Annotated in this window: 21 protein-coding genes and 1 pseudogene; 14 read left to right on the top strand and 8 right to left on the bottom strand. The window is 46.3% G+C overall.

All coding sequences use genetic code 11. The features are described from left to right. Positions 1-352 precede the first annotated feature (352 nt). Positions 353-1,474, top strand: coding sequence for an FUSC family protein (locus JMX98_RS02760; RefSeq protein ID WP_201584507.1), 1,122 nt, complete (start codon positions 353-355; stop codon positions 1,472-1,474). Between the two features lie 18 nt (positions 1,475-1,492). On the opposite strand, the gene aroE is transcribed toward JMX98_RS02760, so the two are convergent. Then, a complete protein-coding gene (aroE, locus tag JMX98_RS02755; protein WP_201584505.1) occupies positions 1,493-2,368 on the bottom strand; it encodes a shikimate dehydrogenase in 876 nt (291 codons plus the stop codon). Between the two features lie 81 nt (positions 2,369-2,449). On the opposite strand from aroE, the gene JMX98_RS14205 reads away from it, so the two are divergent. From JMX98_RS14205 to JMX98_RS02745, 3 genes are all read left to right on the top strand, one after another. After that, positions 2,450-2,575 carry a hypothetical protein gene (locus JMX98_RS14205; protein WP_265089346.1) on the top strand — a complete coding sequence of 42 codons (126 nt, stop codon included), beginning with the start codon at positions 2,450-2,452 and terminating at the stop codon, positions 2,573-2,575. Positions 2,576-2,986: 411 nt separating this feature from the next. Continuing rightward, complete coding sequence (locus JMX98_RS02750) at positions 2,987-3,658, top strand: hypothetical protein (protein WP_201584503.1); 672 nt, start codon at positions 2,987-2,989, stop codon at positions 3,656-3,658. An 8-nt stretch (positions 3,659-3,666) separates the two neighbouring features. Next, positions 3,667-4,707 (top strand): aminotransferase class IV, encoded by a 1,041-nt coding sequence (locus tag JMX98_RS02745; RefSeq protein WP_201584501.1) that lies wholly within the window; start codon positions 3,667-3,669, stop codon positions 4,705-4,707. A 4-nt stretch (positions 4,708-4,711) separates the two neighbouring features. On the opposite strand, the gene JMX98_RS02740 is transcribed toward JMX98_RS02745, so the two are convergent. Beyond that, positions 4,712-4,903, bottom strand: coding sequence for a DpnD/PcfM family protein (locus tag JMX98_RS02740; protein WP_100748958.1), 192 nt, complete (start codon positions 4,901-4,903; stop codon positions 4,712-4,714). Between the two features lie 140 nt (positions 4,904-5,043). Between JMX98_RS02740 and JMX98_RS02735 the strand changes: the two genes are divergently transcribed. Together JMX98_RS02735 and JMX98_RS02730 are read left to right on the top strand one after the other, a co-directional pair. Next, positions 5,044-5,610 (top strand): hypothetical protein, encoded by a 567-nt coding sequence (locus tag JMX98_RS02735; RefSeq protein WP_192995777.1) that lies wholly within the window; start codon positions 5,044-5,046, stop codon positions 5,608-5,610. 58 nt (positions 5,611-5,668) lie between these two features. Beyond that, entirely contained in the window at positions 5,669-6,163 is a 495-nt protein-coding gene (locus tag JMX98_RS02730; RefSeq protein WP_201584499.1) for a hypothetical protein, read from the top strand. On the opposite strand, the gene JMX98_RS02725 is transcribed toward JMX98_RS02730, so the two are convergent. Further along, complete coding sequence (locus JMX98_RS02725) at positions 6,160-6,924, bottom strand: DpnI domain-containing protein (RefSeq protein WP_201584496.1); 765 nt, start codon at positions 6,922-6,924, stop codon at positions 6,160-6,162. The two genes, JMX98_RS02730 and JMX98_RS02725, sit on opposite strands and share 4 nt — an antisense overlap. Before the next feature lie 125 nt (positions 6,925-7,049). On the opposite strand from JMX98_RS02725, the gene mltG reads away from it, so the two are divergent. Together mltG and tmk are read left to right on the top strand one after the other, a co-directional pair. Continuing rightward, positions 7,050-8,357, top strand: coding sequence for an endolytic transglycosylase MltG (mltG, locus tag JMX98_RS02720; RefSeq protein WP_201584493.1), 1,308 nt, complete (start codon positions 7,050-7,052; stop codon positions 8,355-8,357). Between the two features lie 175 nt (positions 8,358-8,532). Then, positions 8,533-9,165 (top strand): dTMP kinase, encoded by a 633-nt coding sequence (gene tmk, locus JMX98_RS02715; RefSeq protein WP_227679995.1) that lies wholly within the window; start codon positions 8,533-8,535, stop codon positions 9,163-9,165. A gap of 86 nt (positions 9,166-9,251) precedes the next feature. On the opposite strand, the gene JMX98_RS02710 is transcribed toward tmk, so the two are convergent. Continuing rightward, entirely contained in the window at positions 9,252-11,528 is a 2,277-nt protein-coding gene (locus tag JMX98_RS02710; protein WP_201584488.1) for a cation:proton antiporter, read from the bottom strand. 1,091 nt (positions 11,529-12,619) lie between these two features. Here JMX98_RS02710 and JMX98_RS02705 point away from each other — a divergent pair. The 5 genes from JMX98_RS02705 (at position 12,620) to purC (ending at position 18,262) form a co-directional block, all read left to right on the top strand. Then, positions 12,620-14,035 (top strand): Do family serine endopeptidase, encoded by a 1,416-nt coding sequence (locus tag JMX98_RS02705; RefSeq protein ID WP_413786503.1) that lies wholly within the window; start codon positions 12,620-12,622, stop codon positions 14,033-14,035. Between the two features lie 498 nt (positions 14,036-14,533). Next, positions 14,534-15,709, top strand: coding sequence for a hypothetical protein (locus JMX98_RS02700; RefSeq protein WP_201584484.1), 1,176 nt, complete (start codon positions 14,534-14,536; stop codon positions 15,707-15,709). A gap of 457 nt (positions 15,710-16,166) precedes the next feature. Beyond that, positions 16,167-17,072 (top strand): 4-hydroxy-tetrahydrodipicolinate synthase, encoded by a 906-nt coding sequence (gene dapA, locus JMX98_RS02695; RefSeq protein ID WP_105244623.1) that lies wholly within the window; start codon positions 16,167-16,169, stop codon positions 17,070-17,072. A gap of 37 nt (positions 17,073-17,109) precedes the next feature. After that, the gene (locus tag JMX98_RS02690; protein WP_227679979.1) at positions 17,110-17,424 is read left to right on the top strand and encodes a hypothetical protein; all 315 of its coding nucleotides are present in this window, start codon (positions 17,110-17,112) and stop codon (positions 17,422-17,424) included. A gap of 124 nt (positions 17,425-17,548) precedes the next feature. After that, positions 17,549-18,262: a phosphoribosylaminoimidazolesuccinocarboxamide synthase gene (purC, locus tag JMX98_RS02685; RefSeq protein WP_201584482.1), complete on the top strand. Its 714-nt coding sequence runs from the start codon at positions 17,549-17,551 to the stop codon at positions 18,260-18,262. A 659-nt stretch (positions 18,263-18,921) separates the two neighbouring features. On the opposite strand, the gene JMX98_RS02680 is transcribed toward purC, so the two are convergent. From JMX98_RS02680 to JMX98_RS02665, 4 genes and pseudogenes are all read right to left on the bottom strand, one after another. After that, positions 18,922-20,883 carry an oleate hydratase gene (locus tag JMX98_RS02680; RefSeq protein ID WP_201541479.1) on the bottom strand — a complete coding sequence of 654 codons (1,962 nt, stop codon included), beginning with the start codon at positions 20,881-20,883 and terminating at the stop codon, positions 18,922-18,924. 106 nt (positions 20,884-20,989) lie between these two features. Next, the gene (locus tag JMX98_RS02675) at positions 20,990-21,643 is read right to left on the bottom strand and encodes an HdeD family acid-resistance protein (protein WP_226949475.1); all 654 of its coding nucleotides are present in this window, start codon (positions 21,641-21,643) and stop codon (positions 20,990-20,992) included. 101 nt (positions 21,644-21,744) lie between these two features. Next, positions 21,745-22,371, bottom strand: coding sequence for a TetR/AcrR family transcriptional regulator (locus JMX98_RS02670; RefSeq protein WP_058023641.1), 627 nt, complete (start codon positions 22,369-22,371; stop codon positions 21,745-21,747). A gap of 432 nt (positions 22,372-22,803) precedes the next feature. Further along, positions 22,804-23,147, bottom strand: a pseudogene (locus JMX98_RS02665) (IS3 family transposase); the annotation flags it as partial. A gap of 262 nt (positions 23,148-23,409) precedes the next feature. Between JMX98_RS02665 and JMX98_RS02660 the strand changes: the two are divergent. After that, on the top strand, positions 23,410-24,042 hold the full coding sequence (locus tag JMX98_RS02660; RefSeq protein WP_201584480.1) for a DNA-3-methyladenine glycosylase: 633 nt from the start codon (positions 23,410-23,412) through the stop codon (positions 24,040-24,042). Positions 24,043-24,047 lie beyond the last annotated feature (5 nt).

Here is a 24,047-nt window from a genome sequence, read left to right as displayed (position 1 = left end):
GCTATGGCGTTTGTATGAGTATAAATCTTCTATGCATACAAATATACAATATATAACTAATATTCATGTTTTTAATGATATTTTATTACTTTTAGTTTTGTTGAAATACGAATGATGGGACTTTTTTTAGTCTGTTACTTTTATCACTTTTCTTTTAGCAGTTTTATCTTAGCACTTTTATATCAACACCTTTATGTCAGTGCTCTGCTTTTGTGGCCGCCGTTATCACAGCAGTCTAGGAGCAAGAGCAGCGTGACAATAATCAGCAGGCACTACCTAAGCGGGCATTACCTAAAGAGCAGGGTAGGCCACCGACTAAAGCAACCTATATCTAGGAGACAGTAGGCCAATTATGGGCAAAAAACTACGCAACCAGCATGTCGTTTGGCGCACCGCCTTGTGGACTCGTATCAAGTCGCTCATCGATGGCGAGCTGGATCATCTGCTTAAGGTCAATCGCAGCAAAAGACCGTGGCACATGCCCATTATCGCCGCGCTTGCTATTAGTTTTCCGGTGTTTGTCGGGGCATATTTTGATGCGCTGCCTTCAGGTATTAAGGCATCGCTGGGGGCGATGATTATCTTAAACCTACCGCTGGTGGGTAGTTTGCCGTATCGGTTGGTGACGGTCATGGCATGGGGATTTGCGATGGCGATGAGCTTTGCTTTGGGGCTGATAGCTCAGCAGTTGCCATGGCTTAGGTTGCCGGTGTTTGTGCTGATGGCCTTTGGGGTCGTGCTGCTGGGGCGTTACTATCGTCAGCCGCCACCTGCAGGGTTGTTTGTGATGATGGCAGGCGCGATAGCACTGTTTATGCCGACACCACTGGCGCAGGTGCCAGCGGCGATGGGGCTGGTGGTTTTGGGCAGCGGGGCGTCGATGTTATTGGCGGCGCTGTATACGCTGTTTTTGTTGATGACGCGTACGGTCGCGCCTGCGCCTGTCTATCATTATGAGGCAGATACGATCGGTGATAGTGCGATTGTGGCGGGCTTTGTCAGCTTAACCTTGGCGCTCGCCATGTTTTTTGAGATGCCCTATCCTTACTGGGCGGCGATGAGCTGTTTTATCATCATTCAGGGCATGCAGCTACGCACGATGTGGATCAAGCAGCTACACCGACTACTCGGCACTATCGTTGGCATGGCGGTCGCCGGCTGGATGCTGTCGTGGGGGCTGTCGCAGTGGGGCGTGGCCGCCTCGATACTCGCGATGATGCTGTTGATCGAGTCATTGGTTGATCGGCATTATGGTCTGGCCGTGATCTTTATCACGCCGCTGACTATCTTTATCGCTGAGTACGGCAGTGCCTCGATGGTGGCACCGATAGCAGAGGAAGTCATGCGTGCGCGGATGCTTGATACGGCGCTCGGCTGCGTGGCCGGCCTAGGTGGCGGGCTGGCCATGCATTCGATGCGCCTACGTCGCCCATTAAGGCGTATAGAAAACTGGCTGCTGGCGCATGTTGGTTAAGCGCTATTTATCACAGTATTATTTATCATGTACTGCCTTATCATGTAACGCCGCAGTCGCTACAGCAACATCTACCTTTTGCGTCGTCCAGCGCTCAAAGCTCAGGGCTGCTTGGCCGATGAGCATGCCGTAACCGTCCGATGTCTGTGCGCCGCGAGTGGCAAAGTGCTGTAAAAACGGTAGCGTGCGTCCGTACATCATGTCATAGGCATAATGAGCCGTTAGCGTATCTGCCAGTGGCAACGTCTCACCAGATAGCCCAATAGAGGTGGCATTGATAATAATGTCAAAGGCTCCTGTCAGCTCGCTTGTCGCGCAGGTCGAAATAGCATGTGCGTCAATCATGTCGCTTGCAGCGCTCAGCTCACAAGCCAACTCCTCCGCCTTGCTCACTGTGCGATTGGCAATGCTCAAATCACCGATACCTGCCTGAATCAGTGGCAAAATCACCCCGCGAGCTGCGCCACCAGCGCCGATCAGTGCCACGCGCGCGCCTGCAAGTGGCCAGCCCAAGCTCAGTATATGATTGACCAAACCTTGACCGTCTGTGTTATCGCCATAAATGGCCTCAGAGACGGAAGCACCGTTTTTTAACAATGTTGTATTTAACCATAAAGTATTGACCGCGCCTACTACCTTGGCATGTTCAGACAAGCCGCCACGCGCCGCGCAGCATGCATAGGCGACTTGTTTAAACGGCACGGTGACATTGGCACCCACGCCACCACCATGAAAAAACGCTTCGAGCAGCGCAGTAAAGCTGGCGGCATCATCAGGACAGTATTGGCGCTGATAGCTGATATCTATCCCCGTCTGAGCGGCAAACTGGGCATGAATCTCAGGGGATTTACTGTGGGCAATGGGATTGCCGACGACGATAAAGTGTTGGGTCATAGAGAGTCCGCGGATAAACAATAAGCAAAAGATAATCGATAAATCGCTGCTAGAGACCAATCATCATAAGGGATAACGCGGGTGTTGACAAACCCTACGCTTGAGCAGATGGATATAAGTCATGGCTATGCGGAAGCGGAAGTACGCTATGCGTTTTTTTTTGAAAACGGTTTTGCTGAAAAAGGCTTTGCTGGGTTAGGTTTTTAACAAATCTGTACTTTCTGGGAGGGGGATGCGTAACGTAAAGGGTAGTCAAGTGTTATGCAGTTGGGTAAACTAACAAGCTTATGAGGCGCGTATGAGCTATATAGCCGATGCACTCTAAAAAGCGCATAGCGCTACTGGGATGCTATTTTTAAACGTAGGTTGCGCAGCCTCTAGGAACGCAGCACGCAAGTAAAATTTATACCAGTAGCGCGTTTAAATTTATACAACAGTTTTATGTTCAACACGCCCAATATAGAGTAGAGCATCACTATTTTATAAAGTACCAGCGCGTACAAAATACAAATGAATAAAGTATAAGCTGTTACCTAATCATTCATCGTTATCAGCGGCATCGCTGCCAGCTCGTTAATACTACGTTGAGACCCATCTAAAAGTGTGAGTAAATTGCCCATGTGGAATAATAACCTACAGACCCTTCTAGTCGGTACAATAATGGCGACGGCTCTGTCATTGAGCGGCTGTGATAGCAACAAAAACGATCCTGAAACCTCAGATGCGGCCACCGATAGCAGTGCGCAGGCCGTCACTGAACCGCAAGTCCAAGACAATGCGGCCTCAGACTCAGACCTCGACGGCGCGGTGGCTGAGCAGGGCACGCCTGTCAAATACGATGTCTCGGCATGGAGTAATGAAAAGGTAGAGCCTCTAAAAGTCACCGAGCTGGACGGCATCAAAACCACATTTGGCAAGGTGCTCAGTACAGACGAAAACAGTCTCGACTATGCCAGCAATCCAGCATCCAAATATCGTTTTATGAAGACCGACGCGCCGTATCTAGATATTATCGACTCCGAAAAATATCTCGAGCTTGGCTGGTACTATGCCAATCCCACCGACTCAGATACAGAAAAAGAGCACAGTCAAAACCATGCCAAAAAAGCCTACAAGCTGGCACGGCAACTGATGGGCGACGATGGTGGTAAAGTCATCGCCGATATGCTGGCGGGTCAAGTCGTCAAAAACAAAGTCATCGGTGGTCAAAAAGTCGAGCTGGCCAAGTGTGAGTTTTATAGCTGTATGCTGATCATCAATAAATCAGCCGCCCAAACAGATGACGGCTAAGCGATTCGATGCTGCCATCTGATATAGCACTACCGCCTGCTAACGCCGCCTCCCTACCGAGCAATGCTTGGCACTGCCTACAATTGGCCGGCCAGCCCCTAGAGGCGCTAGACTTAGATGCTGCAAAACAACGATCAGCGGCATCTGCAGTCGCCTTAGACAATCGCGGATTGGCATACGCTGATGGTTTTTTTACCACCATGGGCGTCGTCGACGGGCAGATACTGTGGCAGCAACATCATCGACAGCGACTGCTTAGCCATGCAAAAGCGCTGCAGCTGGATATAGACTGCCCAGCACTCATGAGCCGCCTGTCCGTCTATGGCAAGCAGCTGCAACAAGGCATGCTAAAGCTGATCGTCACGCGTAGTACGCAGGCGGTACGCGGCTATGGCTATGCGTCTGATGCAGCTGGTCGCGCCTGCGATGTCTGGCTAAAAGTGGCCGCTATGCCTGTCAAGACAGCAGAGCAAATCACGCTACCTGATGGACGCATGATGCCTAGGCAGCGTAATTGCGCCGCCGTTTGTCTATCGGCGAAGATTGCTAGCCTACCACCGCCATTGGCTGGACTCAAAAGCCTCAATCGCTTAGACAATGTCCTCGCAAGCGGTGAGCTGCAACGGTACAAAGCGCAGTGGTTAAATGCTCAGCCGGTGCCAAACCCTCCACAGCCAGAGATCGGCGAAGGTCTGCTACGCGATATGAACGGACACTGGGTGGAGGGCACGATGAGCAATGTGTTTTATCAACTAGCAGAGTCGCCGCTACCTGTGTCAACCAGCAGCGATAATGACCAAACTCAGGCCAACTATCTGACCACTGGCCAATGGTATACGCCGTCTATGGCGCAGTCGGGTGTCGCTGGGGTCATGCGACAAGTAATCATCGATGCGCTTGCGAATACAGAACGACCAGTAGTTGAGCGTTCATTACATGATGAGGATTTGCCACGGATAATGCGGCTATTCTTTTGTAATGCGCTGCGCGGGGTGATGCCGATGAGCTCGCTTACTTTGCTATCGGGTGAAGTGGTTGAGTTGAATTAGTCGCTTACTTCACATCAAAAATATTAAATTTAGTCTCGATTAAATCATCATAATTCAACTCAATATCTTCGTTCCTATATCTCTCTTGTGCTTGCATAATCGCTGAAGAATCGTCTTCAGCCTTTATGTCTATAATAGCGCTCATCGTTTCAACTATTTCTATTTGATAAGTTTTTAAGCCTGTGTCATTTTTCATAATCATTCTCACTTTTGCTAGGGTTGCTGCTGCTGATCCTAGCAAAAAGACTTTAGAGAAGTGATCGTCTTTTGTTAACTAGACTTGTGCATTGAAGCCAATCGATCAATGCTAGTGTCTTTAACAGAGGATAATTGAAAATGAACTACGTCTACGAAGATGAACGTATACCTTTACAAATCCGTCGACTATTAATTTTCGATGAAATTTGCAAGCTAGCAAAAAAACAGCCTGATGAAATTATTCACTTAATGAGATTTACTGAATTATGTCTCGGTGTCATGTATTTAAAAGATTTTAAAAAGTTTATTGCATTTGGCGGTGTGTTTGAATACGCAGAAACGCGTGAAGAAGTTATCGAGCAACGTATTAGTGTTTTTCCTAACGACGAACCAGTAACACGTGCGCTGACCGTCAATTTAAAGCAGTTTACCAAACCTGCACGCACGCCTATCCAGCTGGTCTGGTATTGGAACAGCTATGTTAAAAATAGGATGCACGCTTATGTTGATTATCGTGAAGACGTGTTTTTTCGGATTAATGATGAAATTGACTCAGACTATCCACCGCATAAGTTTCATGACCGTCTCGTTGCAACGGCACGCCTACCTTTATGGGATGATAGAGAAGAGTTAATTGCAGACGTATATCGTGATAATAAGGGGCAACCAAGGCCTGAACGCTTCAATGAGAAACGTTTAATATAATTTAAATGACATAGAAGTTGATTGTACCTTATTAAATACTGTTTAACAGGAGATACAAATGCGTACTGCTTATGAAGAAAAACGTATTCCACTGCAAATCCGCCGATTGATGCTATTTAATGAAATATGTCGTAAAGCAAAAAAATATCCTGATGAAATCGTTCAATTAGCGGGTTATTCGAAAATAGCATTCACTGTTACTTATTCTAAGAAAGATAAAAAATACACAGCGTTTGGTGGGGTGTTTAAGTATGCGCATACCCGTCAAGAGGTGATAGAAAAAGGTCTAGATAAGCTACCTCACGATGAATTAGTCATGTGTGCACTTACAGTAAAAAGACAAGCTTTTACTAAGGCTTCTCGTACGCCATTAGGACTATTAATAGAATGGAACAAGCATGTGAAAAACAAGCCTTTCAAATGTATTAAAGACAATATAGACACTTTTTTTAAAGTAAACGATGAGTTGGAAACCGATTATCCTCCACACAGATTCTATGAACGGTTGGTTGCAAGCGCCTATTTACCACTTTGGGATGATAACCAAGCTTAGCTTAATTTTCGATACTGACCACGCCCCATAAACTCAATAATACCCTTATCTCGTAGCACTTGTAGTTGCTGGCGAATTTTATCTTTTACATGGTTGTTGTCAGGATGCTTGAGTTGTAATTCATCAGCAAAAGCATAAACCTGTTGCAGGCTAAATTTATCACCCAGTCTATCAATACACTGCCAAACATCTAGCGTCCAACCTCGTGATGTGATGGATTGCTGACGTAAAAACAACGTCTTTTGAAACTGCTGCGTGACACTGTCGCGCGGTATCACTTGCTGGTCTTTGACCAAAAACACCTTTCCTGTTTCTGGTACTCGGCGCAGGTCAATATTGCAGCCGACCCAACCTGCACGTCTGGCAGAGGCTGCCAATGGTTTGCGTTTGATAATAATATCGGGCTTAAAAAACTGCTTGGGAATAATCAGAAAATTATTAACGCGATACTCTTGGGAGTAGGTCAAAAAGAAGAAGCTTGGATTGTCGTCGCTATTGATACGCGCAAGCATAGTCTCATAAGCGCCATCATTGATAATATTGCTTAATTTTGATTGTTTGCTTTTTAGCTCATATTGCTCGGCACAAGCTGCACAATAAAAATCAGCCACAGGTTTATTATTGCCAAACTCAGCTAATGGTTGAATGCCGCAGTTGGGACAGTAACCGTTGTCTTTTACCCATGCTTCACTAAGCACACGAATAATCTGTGGTTTGGAGTTGTAATTTTTGGCCAGACTTTGATCAAAATATAAGTTCATGATGCGTTTTTATGCCCAGTAAGTAGGTGTAAGCGCTGCAGTAAAAGTAACAAGCTAAACAAATTCCATTGAAAATCACACGGTTCAGTGCTAAATTCTAGCAAACTTCTGCCCCGCGAGTTGTCATGAGCACACCAACCCCTGAGTCGCCGCCCGAACGTCCCAATGATACACTAGGAAACCAGCAAGACCATGCTGCATCGTCCAATGCTGACAAGCCGCGTACGGATGACACGCCTGTAGAGCCGTCAGCCACCAACGTAGCAGATACCCCTGCGACAGATATATCGCTCATCAGCGGCGAGGGCAAACCGCGCACTTACAAAGTCGACAATCCGTCGTTTTTTATGCAGCGGGGCTATCAGGTGTTACTGGTGCTGGGGCTGATCGCCGCGTTTTTTTTGGTGATGGTTTATCAGACGCTGTTTGGCCGTATCGAGCAGCCAGCGCAGATGGTGACGATTGAGCAGGGTCAGACTTACTATGGGCTATTGCCGCAGTGGCAACAGCAGATTCCGCTGTTTTCTGCCAGTGTGGCCAAGCTCTATATCAAGTCGCAAGTCGATGCGCCGCTGCACGCTGGTATCTATCAGCTGCCTGAAAATCCAACCATCGCCGAGGCACTACAGATACTAGAGCAAGGCGCAAAAGCTGCCATGGTCAAGATACAGATCATCGAAGGCAAGACTGCAAGCGACCTTTATCAGACTTTACGTGACAACCCAGGCATCAAAAAAGAAGTGTTGCTAGACAGTGAGGACAGTACCCGTCCCGCGAGTAATGCCAGCATCGCTCAGGGGCTTGACCTGGTCGGTATCTTGCCAGAGGCGGTAATCAGTAGCAACGACCCCATCGTCAATCACAACCTTGAGGGCTGGTTTGCGCCAGACACTTACTATTATGGTGAAGGCTCAACCGATAAGCAGGTACTAACGGATCTGTATAAGCGTCAGCAGCAAGCACTGTTTGATGCTTGGGAAAGCCGTGCGCCGAACCTGCCGTACCAAACGCCTTATCAGGCACTGGTCATGGCTTCTATTATCGAAAAAGAAACCAGCATTGCTGATGAGCGTCCGTTGGTATCGGCAGTGTTTAAAAACCGTTTGGATAAGGGCATGCGCCTGCAAACAGACCCAACCATCATCTATGGTATGGGCAGCCGTTATGATGGTAATATTCGCCGTAAAGACATCGATGAAAAAACGTCATATAACACCTATCAAATCGATGGGTTGCCGCCAACGCCCATCGCCCTGCCGTCAGCCGCTTCTATCGAGGCGACCTTGCATCCAGCAGATAGCGAGGCGCTATATTTTGTGGCAACTGGTAATGGCGGGCACAAATTTACCAATAGCTTGGCTGAGCACAATCAAGCGGTAAGAGATTACCTAAGCGTCATGCGCGAAAAGAAAGCACAAACACCGCCGCAGTAATACCCGTTAGCGATAATTTCCATTACGTGACGCTCTTTTTGAAACCATACACCTATTTATCGAGCGCTATGTCACCTCATAGCGCTTAATCATGACACAAGGTCATCTCATGTCTGTATCTATACCTGCCAATGCCGACACCAATCTGGTGCAAGACACTACTGACCATCAGATAATACAAGGTCGCTTTATCAGTTTTGAAGGCACTGAGGGCGTGGGTAAAACCACAGCGATCGAGCAGCTATGCACACGTTTAGATAGCCGTGGTATCGACTATCTGCGTACCCGCGAGCCTGGTGGTAGCCCATTTGCTGAGCATCTGCGCCAGATACTCCTAGACCCTGCGACCGACATAAATGACGACACTGAGCTACTGTTGATGTTTGCTGCGCGCTGCGATCATATGCAGCAAGTGATTTTGCCCGCGCTACAAGCTGGTAGGTGGGTGATATGTGATCGTTTTACTGACTCAACCGTGGCTTATCAAGGGTTTGGCCGCGCTCATGGTGATGAGGCAGTGCGCGCAAAGATTGATATGCTGATTGCTCAGTTTGTACCGCAGTTGCCTGAGCTGACGTTGTGGTTAGATTTACCAGTCGCTGAGGGGATGCGGCGTGCTGGCAAGCGCAGCGCCGCCGATCGCTTTGAGCAGCAAGCGGATGCGTTTTTTGCGCGGGTGTATGAGGGGTTTGACAAGCTTGCACGCCAGTATCCTGAGCGCATACAGCGGATTGAGGCGTCGGGCAGCGCCGAGGAGGTTGGTGCACGCATCTGGCAGGCGGTACAACAGAGGCTGGAGCTAATATAAAAACGGCGTCGTAGAAAAAACCCCCAACGTTTGGTTGGGGGTTTTTCTATGGTTGCTTGTCTGGTGATGCGTCAGTTATGGCTCAGTTATGCGTCAGGGTCTTTGCGGCTGTCCGTATCGGTTGCAGTATCTTGACCGGCATCAGGGAAGCGATTGGGATCCAGCGAGCCTTTTTTGGTCTTAGGCGCATGACCATTGCCATTGGTATTGCTGTTATTAGTTGCCTTGGTCTTGGCGGCTGTAGCTGAGCTGGCAGTATCAGCGTTGTCGTTTTTTACTTGAGCCGCTGAGCGGTCTGGCGTCGCGGTATCCAACGTCGCGGCGGCGTTTGCGGCTGTATCCAAGCTGCTGCTTGCGTCTTTTGGCATGTGCGTCGGCGCATTTTTCTCGGTATTTTGCTCGGCGGTTGTATCGCCAGCGACTTTGTCTGCGCCCGTTACGCTCACAGGCTCGGTAGCGTCAGTACTTTCTTCGTTCAGCTCTTTTTCTTTGCGTTTTTCAGGCGCTTTGGAGCTGGATTCAAAGTTGGCATCCGCCGCCATACGCGCTTGCTCTTGCTTTGGCGTTACATCGACTGGCTTTGGCTGCACCTCATCGTCCACCACCAAGGAGATAAGCTTGCGATCGCGCGGCACCGTCCCATCAAACTTGTCGGTGATGACGTGGAGCTTGCCTTCTTTGTCGACGGTATAGAGCGGCACAAATTGTTTATTATCGGCCTTATATTGCTCAAAGCTATAGCTGTCAGTGATGTTGGTGATTTTGATACGTGCCTTTTTGGACAGCATACTGGCGAGCTTGGTATAGGTGACGTCTTTGCCAAACAGCCACTGTGAATGGAAGTTTGACTGCTTATCGTCGCGCTCGCTTTTGACTTTTTCGTCACTAAACTTAAGACGATATAGCTTACGCTCACCAAACTCGTGACGATAATGAATCTCAGATAAAGTGTTCATCTCCTTATCCATACTCATGGCAAACAGACGGCCGATACCAATCAAATCCAGATGATGGTCGGCGTGGTCTGAGATGGGGTTGCCAAAGTAAGTACGTAGGCCACTCATACGGGCGCGAGCAATATTGGTGTAGTTGTTGTGAGCGACGATGACATCAAAACCTTGGTCCTTGAGCGAGGTGGCGATAAGAAGCGCGACAGGGTTTGAGCCGACCACCAATATGCCATTGGTTTCAGGCTCACGCACGCCCAGCAAGTTGCCGACCATTTTGGCACCCAAGCCTTGGATCAAGACCGTGCCGATGATGACCATAAACACCAGTGGCACTAGCAGCTCGACGCCTTGGATATCATACTCTTGTAAGCGAATGGCAAATAAAGATGAGATAGCAGCAGCGACGATACCACGTGGCCCAATCCAGCTGATCATCAGCTTTTCATTGGTCTTAAGGTTTGAGCCGATGGCCGATGCCCAGACAGACAAAGGCCGCGCCACAAACATGACGATAGCCAGCAGCACCAATCCTGCAAACCCAACACTTAGCAAGCTTGCCAGCTCAACACGGGCGGCAAGGATGATAAAGAGCACAGAGATGAGCAAGATGGTTAAGGATTCATTAAACTCCAAAATCGTCTCGCGTGGGAATTTGGGCCAGTTGGCCAGCGCCACGCCCAATACCGTCACCGTCAATAGACCAGACTCGTGCTCTAAATGGTTCGATACCGAAAACAGCACCAACACAAAGGCTAGGGTAAAGACATTGCGCAAAAACTCAGGAATCATATGACGACGCATGAGGAATGCAAGCAGCCAAGCGCCTGCCATCCCAAGCGCTGTCGCTAGTACCACAATCTTGGCAAACAATAAGATACTGCTGGCTTCGCCGCCTGAGATGATGTACTCATAGACCAATACCACGGCGATGGCACCGATCGGGTCGATGATGATGCCTTCCCATTTGAGGATATTGGAGATGGTCTTATTGGGACGTACACTACGCAGTAGCGGCATGATGACTGTCGGGCCTGTCACACAGACCAAGGCCCCGAATAGCAGGGCAATCAGTGGATCGACATCAAATAATAAATACGTCGATAACGCCACGATAGCAATGGTGATCAGTACGCCGACCGAGACCAGCATTTGTACGACGGTGCCGTGTTGCTTGATTTCATCAAACTCTAGCGTCAGCGAGCCTTCAAATAGAATAATCGCCACCCCCAAAGAGATGAAGGGGAACATCAGCTCACCGAGCACCAAATCAGGGTCAAAAATACCCAAGACTGGCCCGACGATGATACCTATCAATAATAAAAATAAAATGGACGGTTGCTTTAAATACCAAGCCAGCCATTGGGCGGCGATGCCAATCCCAACCACGCCAGATAGTAATAGGGCGGTATCCATACATTAATCCTTTTGTAATCTTGTCATATGTTATATCTATCCATTGCTTGGGCGACCGCGCTGCCTGCCATCGGCAGTGTGTATCGATGTCGCAAACGGTCGCAAGCTTTTTAGTAGCAAGGCCATCAGCAGATAGCCATCATGCATCCAAACATGAGCCAGATGTGATATATACTATAAAGTAATAAAGACAAAAGCATTCCTAGATAAAAACACCAAATCCAACAATCAATCCGTGTCATCAAACCTACGCCAATCATGGTACTCAGTTGGCGGGTTTATATGACTCATATGGCCTACTTAGTAGCTGATAGGCGGCTTTGAGTTATTGACAAGGTTGAGATAAGGTATAAACGCCTCTAGTCATGCAAAAGATGGAAAATAAGGGCGATACGAGCCAAGTTGATAAACGTAAGGTCAATCCAATCGATTTTTTAATTGACTTTTGTTTGTTTATAAAGTTATTTGGCTTGCTATCATAACATGATTTTATTTCATCGCTGCTAGTTGCCGTGTGACTGACTATTGCGTGATAACCGGCCATATTTGGCAGCGTTAGCGCCGCAGCAGATCATGATGTAGCGCTAAAAGATACTGGTCTTATGCAGATAATATAGGCCAGCGCTTTGATTTATCATACAGTAGCTGCCTTTTTGTCGCCATCTTTGTCGTACCGATGGCCTGTCGCTACTATAAAGATAATGATATAAAGATACTGACGGCCAATGGTATTGCAGCAAAAAAACCAGTAACCTATTGCATAACAAAAAGGGATTGAAATCAGGGGCAACAGTACGGATAAAACGATAAGACATGGCCCACTTTTGCATCAAGCGGCTATTTTGCATCACATGGCTGTGCTGTTACATTGTTTGTCTCGTCCTGCTCGAATAGGTTTTATTGCGTGCTATCAGGTGTCATACAGACTGTGCAAAACGTATTCCAGCAGCACTGTACCTAACTGTACATAGCATTGTCTTTGAGATGCAGCGATAGTATTCGCCACAGCACGGCCACTGACAATAATAATGATCACTCATATGGAGGACACGATGCCTATCAATATGTCTACAGCGCCCGCCAAACCTCGTATGCGCCATTGGCTACAACGCAGCACTTTAGCGCTTGCCATGAGCACAGCGATGCTGGCAGGGGTATATACCACGGCGATGCCAAGCGCGCATGCTGCCGTCACCACGGCGGATTTTTCGGATTTGGTACAGCAGGTCACCCCAGCGGTGGCGCGTGTCAATGTGACCAAAACCGTCAGTGAGGCGGAGCTTGCTAAGGCCCAAACGGCAGAGCTGCTCAGGCAGTTTTTTGGCGATCGTCTGCGTATTCCGGATCAAGCCGCGACCCCAGCGATTGAGCATGCCTACGGCACCGCGTTTTTTGTCACTACAAATGGCTATATGTTGACCAATCATCATGTGGTCGAAGGCGCGGACAAAATCACCGTCACGCTCAACGATAGGACAGAGCTGGATGCCACCTTGGTCGGTAGCGATGAGCGTTCGGATGTGGCAGTACTAAAGGTCAGTGGTAAGCAGTTTCCCGCGTTACCGATCGGTGACTCAAATGATTTAAAAGTTGGGGAGCCTGTACTGGCGATTGGCTCGCCCTTTGGTTTTGATTATTCGGCCTCGGCTGGTATCGTCAGCGCCAAATCGCGCAATTTTTCACGCGATACCAGTGTGCCGTTTATCCAAACCGACGTGGCACTAAACCCAGGAAACTCAGGTGGCCCACTGTTTAACCAGCGCGGCGAGGTCATCGGTATCAACTCGCGTATCTTTAGTGGTACAGGTGGTTATATGGGGCTGTCGTTTTCTATCCCGATTGATGCGGCGATGGATATCTATGAGCAGCTAAAAACCAATGGTGAAGTCGCCCGTGCTTATCTGGGTATCTATCCACAAGACATCGATCGCAACTTGGCAGAAGCGTATAACTTGGCGCGTCCGCAAGGGGCGTTGCTGACTCGCGTATCGCCAGATTCGCCCGCTCAAAAAGCAGGGCTAAAATCTGGCGATATTATTTTGCAGTATAATGATGTGCAAATCATGCGCGCCTCGGATTTGTTGAATTTACTCAACCGTGCCAAGCCCAACGACGCGTTTCATGTGCAGATTCAGCGCGATGGTAAACGGATGCTCGCGCGTGGCACGCTGGCCCATGCGCCCAATGATGTCCGAGCACAAAGCGGCGATCAGCAAGACAATGATATACAGCTTGGGCTGCGCTTACGTGACTTGACCGCCGATGAGCAAGCAGAGCTGGCAGTTGACAACAAAACCGGCATCTTAGTCACCACAGTCGATCCCACAGGGCTGGCGGCGCGCTCAGGCATCATGGCAGGCGATGTGATTACCAATTTTCACCAAAAGCCGATTAAAAAAGTCACTGATTTTTCCAGTGCCATCTCAACGTTACCCAAAAAAGGCGTGGTGACCATTGAGGTCATTCGTCAAGGTGTTCCGGGTATCATCGGTCTGCGTATCGAGTAGCCTTGCGTCATACAGGAGTCGTCACGCAATGCGAGCATCTGACTGGAGGAAGCTGGATAAATAGGGCAATGATTGACATAGGCTGTCAGTATAATGAGGCAGCCAGCAGAATGATGAGCGGGTCGATCAATCCTATGCTTCAATCCTATGGTTCATTAGAGACGTCTCGGCAAGTACCATCCGTACGGCACGCAAGATAGGTCAAATGAATACATGGGTTTACAATTGTGCTTGTCTATCATAGAGCTCGGCCTCTATAATGGCTGATTTTTTATCCAACTCGCCACATATCGTTTGGGCGATGCTGGCTGGTCGCACGTTTGGCTGTGGCAGGCGCTGTCTAATCGCTAGGGTTTGCCAGCTATTATTTTATGATCTGCGTCTTGTTAGCCCAGTTTATGAGGCGTTGTAGCCCTGCGAAATAAGCAATGATGGCTAAGTGCTGCTCAAAAGCCACTGCTCGATTGTTCCACCTTTATCCATAACCGCTAGGTAATTATGACTGACCACGCACTTTATACGCTAAGTATCTCTATAGCAGCCGCATTGCTTGCGTATATTCTATTATGGTCAGGATTACAGACGTTCAATGCCAATCCGACCAAACGGTTTTTGCGTATCTGGGGCAAGCTCATACTGTATTATGCCGCGTACACCATGCCTGTTTGGGCGCTGCTTCTACTGATAGACTGGATGGAAGGTCTATTTGCCCTAGCGTGGCCGGTGCTGCTCAGCGCGGTGGCGGCCATGCTGCTCTATTTTTATACCGTTATCATTCAGCCCAATTGTTTGCGCCTTGAACACCATGCTGTCGATTTGGATTTGTCGGCACCATTGACGGTCGCTGTATTGGCAGACCTGCGCATTGGGTTATATAGTGGCAAGCCGCGCCATATTCGTAAGCTGGTCGCGACCATCAATGACTTGGCAGTGGATGCGGTTTTGATTACCGGTGATTGGCTGTATTATCCTAGCGCCGATTTGGTCGGGCAGTTGATGCTGTTTAAAGGGGTCAACAAACCGGTCTATACAGTGATGAGTAGCTCAGACTTGCGTTATCAGTCGCTCAACACCACCAAGCAAGGCCAGCCATTATTAGAAGACACTTTGGCCTGCGCATTTGATGTGCTTGATATCAGCTACATTGGTCAGCAGTGTACCTCGTTGCCGCTCAGATGCGCCGCCATGCCGCCATCTGCCAGTCGTTTTGATAATACAAAAGAGCCCCAACGCTTAGCGGCGCACGCATCAGATGCGCCTGTAGCTGTGCTGTGTGGTTGGCAAGATGTCCCTGTACAATGTGGCGCAATCGATGAGCAAAACAGTGCTGACAAAGCCAAGCTTGGGACAAAAATCACCCACGCGCGTCAGCCGGTGATTATTTTGGCCTCACGGTTTGATAGTATCAGCGACTTGCCAAAGTCGCCACAACCACGGCCGTTATTGATCACAGGGGCAGCAAAAGCCACACAAAAAAACATATGGCAGGCGCAAAAGCAACAAGACATCCAGCGCAGAGGCGACAAAGGTATGCTTTGCAATAGTCGTATGGGTAAGCAGCGCGGCTTGTACCAGCATGCCAGTGCCCAGATATTTGTCAGTAGCGGTATTGGCACGCGTGGTATGCCGTTTCGCTTGTATCGGCCCACTATCGATGTGTTGACGATTCGTTAATATTTTGTAAAACACTTATCAGCGCTGCTGCATTGCGCTACACTAATCAGTTATTAATAAGCCACCAAATGGTGACTCATTAGTGACGGGTAGCACTTTTGATGCAGGTCATGGGTGAGCGGCGGTGAGCAGTTTATTGATTAGCGACGTAGATGTAATCTCAATTGATTGATAGCGGTCAAATCAAAATATGCTACACTAGCAGGCGTTTTTTATGATTATGTTTTAATGATTATGTTTTAGAATCAGACAGACGCATTTATATCGCAAGTGCTTGGTATACACCAGCATTTCCACAGTACGACAGTACGTAAGATAAAACATCGCACGTAATACCATGAGTGTCTATTTTTGCCTATATAACGATAGGTAGAGTAGAGGCGCACACTGGCATTTGCAAACGACCTATCATGTGATAGCTTTGATAAAAGCTAGGATAATACAGTAAGGCACGGTTATGAGCACAGCATACGACGAGATTAAAACCCGACTACAAGGCTCAATGGTAGCCTTGGTAACGCCCATGCATCCTGACGGCACGGTCGATTATAAACGTCTGGCAGACCTCATAGATTGGCAGATTGAGCAAGGCACGCATTGTCTGGTGGCCGTTGGTACCACCGGCGAGTCAGCAACGCTATCGATGCAAGAGCATAGCGATGTGATTCGTTATTTTGTGCAGCATGTCAAAGGTCGCGTACCAGTGATTGCGGGTACAGGCGCCAACAACACCATGGAAGCCATCAAGCTGACTCAAGATGCTGCCGACGCTGGTGCAGATTGCGCCTTGCTCGTTGCGCCTTATTATAATAAGCCGCCGCAAGAAGGGTTGTTTCAGCATTACAAGACCATCGCCGAGGCGGTCAACATTCCGCAGATGCTCTATAACGTGCCAGGACGCACCGTCGTCGATATCGCCCAAGAGACTGTCGAGCGCTTATGTGATATCGACAATATCGTCGCCATCAAAGACGCCACAGGCTCAGTGGGCCGCGGTGAGCAGCTAATCAAAGCTGTGGGGGATAAAATGGTGGTGCTATCTGGTGATGATGGCACCGCGCTTGATTTGATGAAAGTCGGCGGTAAGGGCAATATCTCCGTAACGGCCAACGTCGCACCAAAAGCCATGAGTGAGACCTTTGCCGCTGGTCTGCGTGGCGACTTTGCCGCTGCTGACAAAGCTCATGATGTGGTCAAGCATCTGCATCGTGATCTGTTTATCGAGTCAAGCCCGATTCCTGCCAAATATGCCCTGCACAAAATGGGTATGATCGACAAAGGGATTCGCTTGCCGTTGGTATGGCTGGCACAAAAGCATCATGCCACTATCGATGAAGCTTTGGTGCGTGCAAACTTACTATAGTAATATCGAGCAATAATTGCTAACTCAGAGAGATAACATGATGAAAACATCATCGACGATCACAAAGATAATCCCTGCGCTGCTAACCGTCGTTTTGGGCAGCACCTTCGTATTGAGCGGTTGCCAAAGTATCAAAAACGTACTTGGCAAACGCGACAATGGTAGTTTGGAATACCAACAAAGCAAAAAACTGGCACCGATTGAGTTGCCAGCGAATAAAGAGCCTGCACCTTTTGTCCCTTTATATCCTACGCCTAACGCTGGTACAAACACCCTAACACTAAAAAATGACTCAGGCAGTCAGTATCAACTGCCAAAGCCTCAGCGTACGGTTAGCACGCCTTCAAACTAATTTTATTTCTTTACTTATACCGCTGAGTTTTTGTCTTGCCGATTGTATGTGATCGATTGGGCCAAATCAAAGCGGTAACTGCGCGTTTTTACCACATAAGCTTGAACGAACAGGAACTCCCATAATGCAAAAGCAACAACTGCTGTACAAAGGTAAGGCCAAATCTGTATATGAAACAGAAGACAACGATCTTCTGATTTTGCACTTCCGTGATGATACCTCAGCGCTGGATGGTAAGCGTATCGAGCAATTGGCACGCAAGGGCGTCGTTAATAACCGCTTTAATGCGTTTATCATGCAAAAACTGGCAGACGCGGGTATCGAAACCCACTTTGAAAAGCAGCTGTCAGAAGACGAAGTGTTGGTCAAGCGTCTGGATATGATTCCGGTAGAGTGCGTGGTGCGTAACTTTGCCGCCGGCAGTTTGGTGCGCCGTTTGGGCTTAGAAGAAGGGCAAGCACTGACGCCGCCTACTTATGAGCTGTTTTATAAAGACGATGCGCTGGGTGATCCGATGGTCAATGAGTCACTGGCCGTGTCTCTTGGTTGGGCGACCCAAGAGCAGTTGGCAAAAATGCAAGAGCTGACCTATCAAGTCAATGACGTACTAAAAGCGCTGTTTGCCGCTGGTGATTTGATCTTGGTCGATTTTAAACTTGAGTTTGGCGTATTCCATGACCGTATCGTATTAGGTGATGAGTTCTCACCCGATGGCTGCCGTATTTGGGATAAAACCACCAAGAAAAAACTGGACAAAGACCGTTTCCGTCAGTCATTAGGTGATGTGATTGAAGCTTATGAAGAAGTGGCTGACCGCATTGGCGTCCCATTAAGCTAAGCGATTTTTTTAGACCGTTATAAAAGACTGAGCCGTGTGCTCAGTTTTTTTATGTCATTATATTTATAATGGTTCCCTAGTGAGGATTCGAAGCTTTGGTTGTGGGCTAATGGTAGCAACGTTTCAACTCGCTAAAATAGTCTGAGTGTACTTCGTTGTGTACTTGCCCTATATATTCTATCTGTGATCGGTGCGCTATATAGTAGACATCGAGCTGCTAGTATTTGCCATAATTATTCTTCTAGGAACAATGGTCGGTTTGGAGAGTTCTATACTGCCCATTTTAGATGGTGAAAAGGTAGTGATTTAACACCATTATTGGAACATGTTCAGTGCGTTATACAGACATCGAACTCCTAGCATTAGGTGTGAATTTAATGGCGACTAAATCAATAGCAGGGGTTATTATCATTAATTTTTCTTATTAAGATCTCCCATTTTGGTTTCTACAGGACTGTCTTGTGTAGCTCACATGATCCATGTATTACAAAAGCACAAAAAAAGGTGATAGAGAAATCATCATAGTAACTGTAACTGCCTTAGCTTTTAAAATAGCCAGCTACAAGCTACAGATCACTACTAGAGTTTCATCTACCACCTTCACTATCTTATGGTGACTGAGCGTTTAAGCCACCACAAGCGTTGCAGTCTAAAGGAGCTTATTTATGCCAAATACCTTTAATAGACTCCCAATACTCTGAGAAAATAGAGTCATTACGCTTCGTTTCTTCCTGACTATCTAGATGGGTAGGTGGCAAGATATGCTCATAATAGGTATCTTTTAATAGCTTACGTAATAAGCCTTCTCCAATAAATCCTTTGCCATCATTTAGCGTATTTGCCGCTCGTAATAGGTGACGAATGTCATATTGCGATGGATCTATATCAGGCACCTGTTTTTTGATATTCAGTAGGCTATATACCGCGACTCTAGCCGTACGAACAGAGCTTTCGACGGTGAATACCACATCATTTCTAGTTTCGACAAATTGTCCTACTAAGCCTAGATTAGTACAACCTTGCGGTACAATTTCAGGGCGGTCGCCTTGCGCACGTACCATAAACTGTGAGGTGATATATGGCATATAAGTAGATCTAACAATGGTATTGTCAACCACGCCGTCTAACTCATTGATAATACCAAGGTGGTGGCAGAGCTCTGCTAAAATCTCATTACCTGTACATTCTGGCATTGGTTTCTTAATATAATTGCCATCTTTATCCATCAGCAAACTATACACCCAAAGTACTAAGGTGTCCTTTGGTTGATCAGGGAAATGCGGCTGACGGTTACAAGTAAAGCTCATTACCCAGTTAGAATCGGTAAAGGTGACGATACCACCTGTCGCTGTTTTACCTGAGTATGGATCATTAACAGACAGCTCTTTAACCTTATCTACCAATGCAGAAGGCTTACAAGTCAGTGTGGCTGACATCCATGCAGACTCATTCACATTACCATTGAATTTTCCAGGATGACCAAAGACGCTGGACTTATGAGCAAGATTGTTCCAAAGCGTCCAACCTTTTGATTGCCCTTGATTGTCTAACATAGCATCTAGGTTTGGCGCAGAATCGTTATCACCATATCGTGTATCATCAGTCATTGTGCCTGTGGTTGCTACTACATAATCATTCTCTGTAATAGTAATACGGGTAGGCTTACCACCTACTTCTGCAATGATGGCTTTGACCGTTTTGGTTGGCTCATTAGCTGAACCCTTAACAGATTCATGGTCATCAGCTTGATTAAACTCAATATCTAAATCCGTCACCGAAGTATCGTATTGGAATTTAACCCCTTTTTCGATGAGATAGTTACGTAGCGGTACGATAAACCCATCATATTGATTGTATTTTGGAAATACTAGCATCGACATATTATGCAGACCATCTAAGTCATGCAAAAAGCGGTGCATATATAGTTTTAACTCAAGCAAGCTGTGCCATTTTTCAAAGGCAAACATGGTGCTCCAAAGTATCCAGAAGTTACTTTCAAAGAAGCTGTCGCTAAAGTAATCATTGACTCGCACATCATCTAATTCTTCTTTGCGTTTTAGTAGTAGACGTATCAATGCTAATTGGTCAGATTTTTTTAGAGTAACACCATTCGTTTCTTTGATTTTACCTTGCTGATGTACCAAACGAGCGATTGAATAGTTAGGATCATCATCGTTAATCAGTCTATATTCATCTAGTACGCTGTATGGCTCTGGCATCTCTACTGCAGGAATATCTTGGAAGACATCCCAAAAGTTCTCGTAGGTAAATTCCATCTCACGGCCACCACGTATGGTGTAGCCATTCTCAGCATTACCTGAGCCATCCATGGAGCCGCCTGACACCTCTAGTTGCTCTAAAAAGGTGATATTTTCTGCCGGTACTTTTCCATCACGAATGAAGTAGTAAGCACTAGATAAGCCGGCGATGCCGCTACCGATGATATAGACTTTACTGTCTTTATAAGCGTCGGTTGGTCTACCGATATTGCGTTGATAGTTGCCTATTTTGTCAGCGAACGGCAAGGTGTTTTGTGGGTAATGGTGTGGATAGGCTTTACTGGCATCTGGCTGATGTGGAAAGCTGTTGATAGTTTTTTGTTTTTCATTAGTCTTTTTCATTATGATCCCCTTAGTAGGTTAAAGAGTCTTAGGACTCAGTGTTGTTTTAAAATGAAGCCACTATTAATTTAAATATTTGTAGGTCAGTGACCAAATAAGAATGCAGTTATTGTTTACTGTTTAATACGTTATTAATTTCTTGAGAGACTAAATTGAATCTACTTCTTAGTTCATTAGAAATCTTATTTGGTAAGTCTTTTAGTTTTTTTAGTTTAAAAGCAAGGTATATACTGTAAAATCCACTGGTTATCAGGGCTAAGCCAGTCCATATAACAACTGTCATGCCACCAAGTACAGGGTTAGATAATAAGATAAAGGAGAAAACAATACCGATAACCGCTATTGCTGTTAAATACCCCCAGTTAGAAAAACCATATTCTTTTAACTCAAATGAATGGCTGACAGCACTAATGGAACGAAACAATACTAAAAAACCCACATAAAAAAGTAGGGTAGCTTGCGATATTGCCGGGTTAATAACCAAAAGAACACCAACAATTAACGTTAAAACCCCAAGAGCTAGAAACCAACCCCAGTTATTAAGTAACTTTTTATTTAATAAAGAAAATGTAATTTCAGAAATGCCTGAAATAATGAAAGATATACTGAACAAAATAGCGAGCGCAGCATAAGACTCAAGCGGTGAAACAAAGGTATATATCCCGGTGGCAATAAAAATAATGCCAACAACAAGTGGAATATACCAATAATTGATGGTTCTATTGATGGTGCCAAAGATGTTTCTGGTGATTGAACTCATTTTTAATCTCGATATCTATGTATGTTGCAAAATAACGGCTTGATATAATATTAATTGTCTTTAATGCAAAAAAGCTACGAGGTAGATCGTTGTGATCTATCTCATAGCTTTTTGGCGCAGGTCGTGAAAAGCGTTAAAACATAGTCTACATGCTGCTCAATAAATTCATCAGAAAAAGGGTCTTTCCCAGATAATCTTGCAAATTGAGGGGCAAAGGTATAAATAGACGTGGCTGCACCCAGTAATAAGTAGCGAATATGCATACTGTCTCCTTGAGGAGCCAATCCTAGTTTTTGTGCTCTTCGAATAATATCCAGCTCTTCATCATAAATAGTGCGTAAATAGTTTTCGACAAACCAGTCAAGTCTTTCCGAATCTCCTTGATTAGCCTGTATCAAAAAATGATGAATATCGGGGTAGTTGGCACAAAACTTTATAAAATCTTTTAACAGCACTTTCACTAAAGTACGAGCTTCAGCATCTTGCATGTTTCTGCGCTTCTCAAAATTGTGTTCACTGTAAATCTCAAAACATAATTTTGCCGTGGCTTTCCACAACGCTTCTTTGGAACCAAAATGATGGCTAATCAAGGTATGGTTCACCTCTGCTTTTTTAGCAATGGCGCGCGTTGAAACACCATCAAAACCTGTTGAAGCAAACTCGGTAAGGGCTGCTAATAATATCTTATTTTTAGTTTGTAATGAGCGCTCTTGCTCTGCACGTTTCACAGGCTTCCCTTATTTATGTTAAGCTTCTTAATCCTTATATTAACCAACTGTTCAATTATAGAATGTTAAGTTATATTATCTTTTTGTTTTATTGTATAATTATTATATGTAGTAGTAAGCGCACGGCAGTAGATTTGGTTTGCCAAGCATTAATTTAAAGGTTCGATGTTCAAGCGGTACAACTGTTTCGATAATATCCCTATAGAGAGCTTTTAGGTACGTTGAAGAATGATTTAGCGTATAGCAAGGCTATAAAAGAATTTCATGCCATTATCAATATTACTAAATATATTGAGCTTGAACACAGCTAGATTAAGATTCAAAAAGGTTTGGTCTATAAAATGCCAAGACAAATGTAGTTTGATCATTATCATCAGGCTGAGTAAATAAAACTTCTTAAGTTAATGTCTGCGGGATTGACAGCATAGGTCAATCAGCATCATATCGCTCACGAGTTTCACTGTGAGCGGCTCTAACCAGTAGCTCAGACTGGTTACAATGTATCTGTTGCTCACTAATATCGCGATTTATCCAATCGTCATAGCTTGATGGCTTAACATTTAGCACGCGGCACATAGTGGTGATGCTAAAGAAGTGCTGGTTGTCTTTGACAAAGGCGTACCTGATTAGCTTTGCTTTGCGAAGTACGCTGTCGCCTTTTTTAGGATCTCTCGTTTCTCTTCAGCTACTTTAAGCTGCCGCTTGAGCTGCTTTATTTCCTGAATAGCTGCCATAAGATTAGGATCATACTGCTCAGTTCCTGCAAGTATACCCCGAGGGAACTAGCAAAACAGACCTCTTAATCAATTAACAGACCACTTAAAATAGACTGCTATAATGGAACCACTTATAACAGACTATAATTCATATCCATTTATCAACCAATAACATCCTTTAGGCACGGGCTAGTAGTTTAGCTCGTATAAAAAATCAAACATAGCGCCAACACTGTACTCCATACCTTATCTTACTTTTATGCTAATTTGTTAGTACTTACTCATATCAATTAGACCATAAAAATAAGAAAAGGTTTCGCTAATGTCTACTGCTTCATCGACCATTTTGGAGCCTGACTGGTTTACGCGTCCCACCTGTGTGGTCGCCGCTGATTTGATAGGTAAGGTGCTGTGCAGGCGGCTGATAGATAGTGACGGTACAGAAAAAATCCTACGTATGCGCATCTCGGAGACCGAAGGCTATATTGGAGCAGCAGACCCAGCCTGCCACGCTCATGCTGGCACGCGCACTTCACGTACCAAGATTATGTATGAGCCAGGTGGCGTGTTTTATGTTTATCTGACTTATGGCATCCATCACATGCTCAACTTAGTCAGCGGCGCTGCCCAGTCGCCCGAGTCTGTGCTGATACGAGCAGGGTTTGTGACCGACGATAGTGACTGCCTCACAGACGAGCAGCAATGGCGTCCCCGTAAGCAGCGGACAGATCCCAAACAGTTTGCAGGCCCAGGTAAGCTCACCAAACTCTTGCAAATTAATCGTGATTTATATGGCAAGCCTATTGCCTCAGCATCTGATGTTTGGGTCGAAGACGATGGCTGTCAGCCGCCAGTGTCATTGCGCCCGCGTATCGGCATCGACTATGCAGGCGACGCCAAGGACTGGCTGCTACGCTATATATGGACTGACCATCCGTCGTTATCTAAAAAATAGTAAGT

Origin of the sequence: Psychrobacter sp. HII-4, from assembly GCF_904846595.1 — a bacterium.
Taxonomy (GTDB): domain Bacteria; phylum Pseudomonadota; class Gammaproteobacteria; order Pseudomonadales; family Moraxellaceae; genus Psychrobacter; species Psychrobacter celer.
Note: the sequence above shows the minus strand (reverse complement) of the source record. Positions and strands in the feature narration are given on the sequence as shown.

Bases quoted from the DNA above. Each gene is read 5' to 3' on its own strand.
- JMX98_RS02760 (WP_201584507.1), top strand. From the start codon at position 353: ATGGGCAAAAAACTACGCAACCAGCATGTCGTTTGGCGCACCGCCTTG.
- aroE (WP_201584505.1), bottom strand. From the start codon at position 2,368: ATGACCCAACACTTTATCGTCGTCGGCAATCCCATTGCCCACAGTAAA.
- JMX98_RS02750 (WP_201584503.1), top strand. From the start codon at position 2,987: ATGTGGAATAATAACCTACAGACCCTTCTAGTCGGTACAATAATGGCG.
- JMX98_RS02745 (WP_201584501.1), top strand. From the start codon at position 3,667: ATGCTGCCATCTGATATAGCACTACCGCCTGCTAACGCCGCCTCCCTA.
- JMX98_RS02740 (WP_100748958.1), bottom strand. From the start codon at position 4,903: ATGAAAAATGACACAGGCTTAAAAACTTATCAAATAGAAATAGTTGAA.
- JMX98_RS02735 (WP_192995777.1), top strand. From the start codon at position 5,044: ATGAACTACGTCTACGAAGATGAACGTATACCTTTACAAATCCGTCGA.
- JMX98_RS02730 (WP_201584499.1), top strand. From the start codon at position 5,669: ATGCGTACTGCTTATGAAGAAAAACGTATTCCACTGCAAATCCGCCGA.
- JMX98_RS02725 (WP_201584496.1), bottom strand. From the start codon at position 6,924: ATGAACTTATATTTTGATCAAAGTCTGGCCAAAAATTACAACTCCAAA.
- mltG (WP_201584493.1), top strand. From the start codon at position 7,050: ATGAGCACACCAACCCCTGAGTCGCCGCCCGAACGTCCCAATGATACA.
- JMX98_RS02710 (WP_201584488.1), bottom strand. From the start codon at position 11,528: ATGGATACCGCCCTATTACTATCTGGCGTGGTTGGGATTGGCATCGCC.
- JMX98_RS02705 (WP_413786503.1), top strand. From the start codon at position 12,620: ATGCGCCATTGGCTACAACGCAGCACTTTAGCGCTTGCCATGAGCACA.
- JMX98_RS02700 (WP_201584484.1), top strand. From the start codon at position 14,534: ATGACTGACCACGCACTTTATACGCTAAGTATCTCTATAGCAGCCGCA.
- dapA (WP_105244623.1), top strand. From the start codon at position 16,167: ATGAGCACAGCATACGACGAGATTAAAACCCGACTACAAGGCTCAATG.
- JMX98_RS02690 (WP_227679979.1), top strand. From the start codon at position 17,110: ATGATGAAAACATCATCGACGATCACAAAGATAATCCCTGCGCTGCTA.
- purC (WP_201584482.1), top strand. From the start codon at position 17,549: ATGCAAAAGCAACAACTGCTGTACAAAGGTAAGGCCAAATCTGTATAT.
- JMX98_RS02680 (WP_201541479.1), bottom strand. From the start codon at position 20,883: ATGAAAAAGACTAATGAAAAACAAAAAACTATCAACAGCTTTCCACAT.
- JMX98_RS02675 (WP_226949475.1), bottom strand. From the start codon at position 21,643: ATGAGTTCAATCACCAGAAACATCTTTGGCACCATCAATAGAACCATC.
- JMX98_RS02660 (WP_201584480.1), top strand. From the start codon at position 23,410: ATGTCTACTGCTTCATCGACCATTTTGGAGCCTGACTGGTTTACGCGT.